At 64.8% G+C, this 3,865-nt stretch carries 4 protein-coding genes and 1 pseudogene; 3 read left to right on the forward strand and 2 right to left on the reverse strand.

The window, feature by feature from the left end; genetic code table 11:
* Together EN742_RS27345 and EN742_RS27350 are read right to left on the reverse strand one after the other, a co-directional pair.
* Positions 1 to 245: pseudogene (locus EN742_RS27345) on the reverse strand (iron ABC transporter permease); the annotation flags it as partial.
* 175 nt (positions 246 to 420) lie between these two features.
* A complete protein-coding gene (locus EN742_RS27350; protein WP_126058109.1) occupies positions 421 to 1,428 on the reverse strand; it encodes an iron ABC transporter substrate-binding protein in 1,008 nt (335 codons plus the stop codon).
* A gap of 200 nt (positions 1,429 to 1,628) precedes the next feature.
* Here EN742_RS27350 and EN742_RS27355 point away from each other — a divergent pair, with 200 nt between their 5' ends.
* The 3 genes from EN742_RS27355 to EN742_RS27365 all read left to right on the forward strand — a co-directional run.
* Entirely contained in the window at positions 1,629 to 2,165 is a 537-nt protein-coding gene (locus EN742_RS27355; RefSeq protein ID WP_126058110.1) for a sigma-70 family RNA polymerase sigma factor, read from the forward strand.
* Between the two features lies 1 nt (position 2,166).
* Entirely contained in the window at positions 2,167 to 2,805 is a 639-nt protein-coding gene (locus EN742_RS27360) for an NrsF family protein (RefSeq protein ID WP_126058111.1), read from the forward strand.
* Between the two features lie 142 nt (positions 2,806 to 2,947).
* Positions 2,948 to 3,865: PAS domain-containing protein (locus EN742_RS27365; RefSeq protein WP_245492406.1), on the forward strand; the 918-nt coding region annotated here is incomplete at its 3' end.

The raw sequence follows: 3,865 nt of genomic DNA on the forward strand, positions 1-3,865 counted from the left end.
GGAACCGCCAGCGCCACCAGCAGGATCGTGTTGATCAGGAGGTCGCCGACGCGCGGACGGAAGATCAGCGCCGAGACCGTCTCCCAGCCGGTCTGGACCGCGATCCAGATGATGAAGGCCAGCGGCAGCAGCGCAAGCAGCGAGACCAAAGCGGCGGCAAGCAGGATCCAGGACGTCGATCGCCGGCGTCGCGGGCGCCCCGCCGCCGGCAGGCCCGAATGGATGAGGTCGACCGCCGCTTGCATCAGACCGGACGCCGCGCCGCATCGGCCCGCGGACGAAGGTGGCCGAAGGCGCGCTGATCGCAGCCAGGAACGCAGCTTGTCGTCATCGACGATGCCATCTCTAAAACAGAGCGCTCCCGCGGAAAGCGAAGTCCCGCAGGAGCGCAGTCGGTTGCCCTTTTAGGACGAACGCGAACTAAAGCAAGCCGGCTGCCGTCATCAGATCGGTCACCTTCTTGGAGTTCAGCGTCGTCGGATCGACTTTCGGCGCCTGCAGGTCGGCCAGCGGCACCAGCTTTGGGTTGGAGTCAGCGCCCTTGCCGACCGCGTATTCGAAGGAGGTGCCGTTCTTCAGCACGTCCTGGCCACCTTTGCCGGTCACCCATTTCAGGAACGCCTGGGCTTCCTTCGGGTACTTGCTCGAAGCCAGCACGCCGCCGCCGGAGATCGAAACGAAGGCGCCCGGATCCTGGTTCTTGAAATAGTGGAGCGCGACGTTCTTGCTGTTCTCGCCGGTCTTGGCCTGATCGCCGAAATAGTAATAGTGGTAGATCACGCCGCCTTCGATCTCGCCAGCATTGACCGCCTTCATCACGGTGTTGTTGCCCTTGTAGGCGGTGAAGTTCTCCTTCATCGCCTTCAGCCAGTCGGTCGTGGCGGGCTCGCCCTTCAGCTGTAGCAGCGCGCTGACGATGGCCTGGAAATCGGCGCCCGATGGAGAGGCGGCCCAGCGGCCCTTCCAGCTCGGATCGGCGAGGTCGATCAGTGACTTGGGCAACTGGTCTTCCTTGAGCTTGGTCTTGTCATAGGCAAAGACGGTGCTGCGGGCGGCAACGCCGACCCATTTGCCGGTGGCCGGCTGGTACTCCTGCGGCACCTGCGCCAGCGTGTCGGCGTCGACCGGCGCGAACAGGCCGGCAGCCTCAACGAGCGCCATGGCGGGCGAATTCTCGGTCAGGAACACATCGGCTGGCGAGGCCGCGCCCTCGGCGACGATCTGGTTGGAGAAATCGCTGTCGCCGCCATTGCGCAGCGTGACCTTGATGCCGGTTTCCTTGGTGAAGCCAGCTGCCCATTCCTTGGCCAGGCTCTCGTGCTGGGCGTTGTAGACGACGATGCCGGCATCCTCGGCAATGGCCGGGGCGGCAAACAGGCCGAGCGCCAGCACCGTGGCGCCGGCAAGCGTGGAAAGGGCTATTCTCATGGGCGTCGTCCTCGATCTGATGGTCTTGGTTGGCACGGCTGCACCTACCAATACCTGATTAAGGTCAACATTGCAGGCCTGCTTCATTCGGTCGCCGGGCGCAACCTTTCGTGATTTTGCGGCACTTTGGCTTGGACATTATTTCGCCGGCCACGTAACAAATCAGCGCCGAGGCGCGAACATCGGGGGAGAAAACTCTTGTGACCGGCAACAACGAGGCCGAGCTTTCCCGGTTGCTCAAGGCCGCGATCGCGGGAGACGAAACGGCTTACGCCGGCTTTCTAACGCGGACGGCCGCTCTCGTGCGCGGCTTTGCCCGGCGCAAGATCGTTCAGGGCGGGGTCGACCCCGAGGATGTCGTGCAGGAAACCTTGCTGGCCATTCACGTCAAACGGCATACCTGGCGCCAGGACGCGCCGGTGCTGCCATGGATCTACGCCATTGCGCGCTTCAAGCTGATCGACGCCTTCCGGCGGCGCGGGCGGCGCATCGAGGTCGAGATCGACGAGATCGCCGAGACCTTCGCCGAGCCGGAAACCGAGACGGTGAGCGAACGCGACATCAACCGCGTGCTGGAGAGCTTGCCGCCGGCGCAGCGCTCGGTGGTCTCGGCGGTGTCGGTCGAGGGCCGCTCGATCGGCGAGACGGCGGCGAAATTCGGTATCAGCGAGACGGCGGTCAGGGTGTCGCTGCATCGCGGCCTTGCCGCCATAGCCAAACGGTTCGGACGACAGTGACATGAGGACCGAGGATCTCATCAAGGCGCTCGACGCCGATGTCCGCGGCAAGGCGATGCCGCTCGGCTCCGCCTGGTGGATGGCCATCGCGGCGGCGGGGGCAATCGCGGCGGCGGTGTTCTGGCTAACCATCGGTCCGCGTCCCGATCTCATGTCGGCCATGCACACCATGCGGTTCCTGTCCAAATTCGTCTTCACCATCGCGCTCGCCGTCAGCGCCTTCGTGTTGATCCGGGCCCTGTCGAGCCCCGGTGCGCCGACCTCCCGGGCGATGGCGTGGATGGCCGTCGCGCCCGTGTTGGTGGCCGTGGCGGTGATCCTCGAACTTTTCGTGGTGCCCCGGGTCGAATGGGGCACGCGGCTGGTCGGCTCCAACATGATGATCTGCATGACCTTCATCCCGCTGATCGGCCTCGGGCCGCTCGCCGTCTTCCTGAGGATGCTGCGCCATGGCGCTCCGACGCGGCCGGTGCTGGCGGGCGCGGTCGCCGGCCTGCTCGCCGGCGGAGTATCGGCGACCTTCTATGCCGTGCACTGCTTCGACGACTCTCCGCTTTTCGTCGCCACCTGGTACACGATCGCGGTTATCATCCTCACCGGCCTCGGAGCGCTCGGCGGGCGGTTCTTCGTACGCTGGTAGCGCCGCGCACACCGATCCTTAATCATGCCGGCAATTGTTTGCCGGTTAGCATCGTCGCTTGCGTCCCCGATGCAACCTTTCCTTAAAATCGATCCGCCAGGGTTGCATCGGCGTGCGATTGCGCATTGGGGTGGAACACTTTGTGACGTGGTGGAATTGGAAAGGCCCGCGGGCCGGCAGATACGCAGCGCTGATCCTGATGGCGGTCGGCCTTGTCGCCGCCGCGGCCTCGATCCTGTCGTCGCGCCTTGATCTCGGCGCCGAGACCCTCAAGCTCAGCCTGCAGGTGTCAGACGCCATGATCGCGGCGTCCCTGTTCCTCGCCGCCTTCTTCATCCGCCAGATCGTCGACGACCGCCGCCAGATCGCCGAAAGCGAGCAGCGCTTCCGCCGCGCCATGGAGGACTCGGCAATCGGCGTCGCCATCGTCGGGCTCGATGGCCGCATCGTGCAGACCAACCCGGCCTTCGCCGCCATGCTCGATTACAGTCGCGAGGAGATCGAGGCGAAAACCTTTTTCCAGATCACACATCCCGACGACCTGCAGATCGGCCGGGACACGATGGTGAGCCTGAAGGAAGGCAAGATCGATTCCTTCCATTTCGAGAAGCGATATCTCAGGAAGGATGGGACGCCGGTCTGGGCGCAGCTTGCCGGGTCGGTGATCCGCGACGAGGAGAGCGGCCGGCCGCTCTATCTGGTGTCGCAGATCGAGGACATCGACGCCCGCAAGAAGTCCGAGGCGCGCATCGCGGAGGCCGAAACGCGCTGGAATTTCGCGCTGGCCAGCGCCGGCCAGGGCGTCTGGGATTTCAATCTGCGCAAGGGCGGCACCACCTATTCCGCCACCTGGGTGAAGATGCTGGGCTATGCCGATGGCGAGCTGGACGGCGACCCCGATCGCTGGCTGGCGATGATCCATCCGGACGACCGAGCGATTGTCGACGAGGCCGATCGCGCCCATCTCGCCGGCGAGACGCCGTTCTTCGAGGCCGAGTACCGCATGCGCCACAAGTATGGCCATTGGATCTGGATCCTCGACCGCGGCAAGGCTCTCGAG

This window comes from Mesorhizobium sp. M4A.F.Ca.ET.020.02.1.1, from assembly GCF_004022645.1.
Lineage (GTDB): Bacteria > Pseudomonadota > Alphaproteobacteria > Rhizobiales > Rhizobiaceae > Mesorhizobium.

Coding starts and splice junctions, on each gene's coding strand:
- EN742_RS27350 (WP_126058109.1), bottom strand. CDS start 1,428: ATGAGAATAGCCCTTTCCACGCTTGCCGGCGCCACGGTGCTGGCGCTC.
- EN742_RS27360 (WP_126058111.1), top strand. CDS start 2,167: ATGAGGACCGAGGATCTCATCAAGGCGCTCGACGCCGATGTCCGCGGC.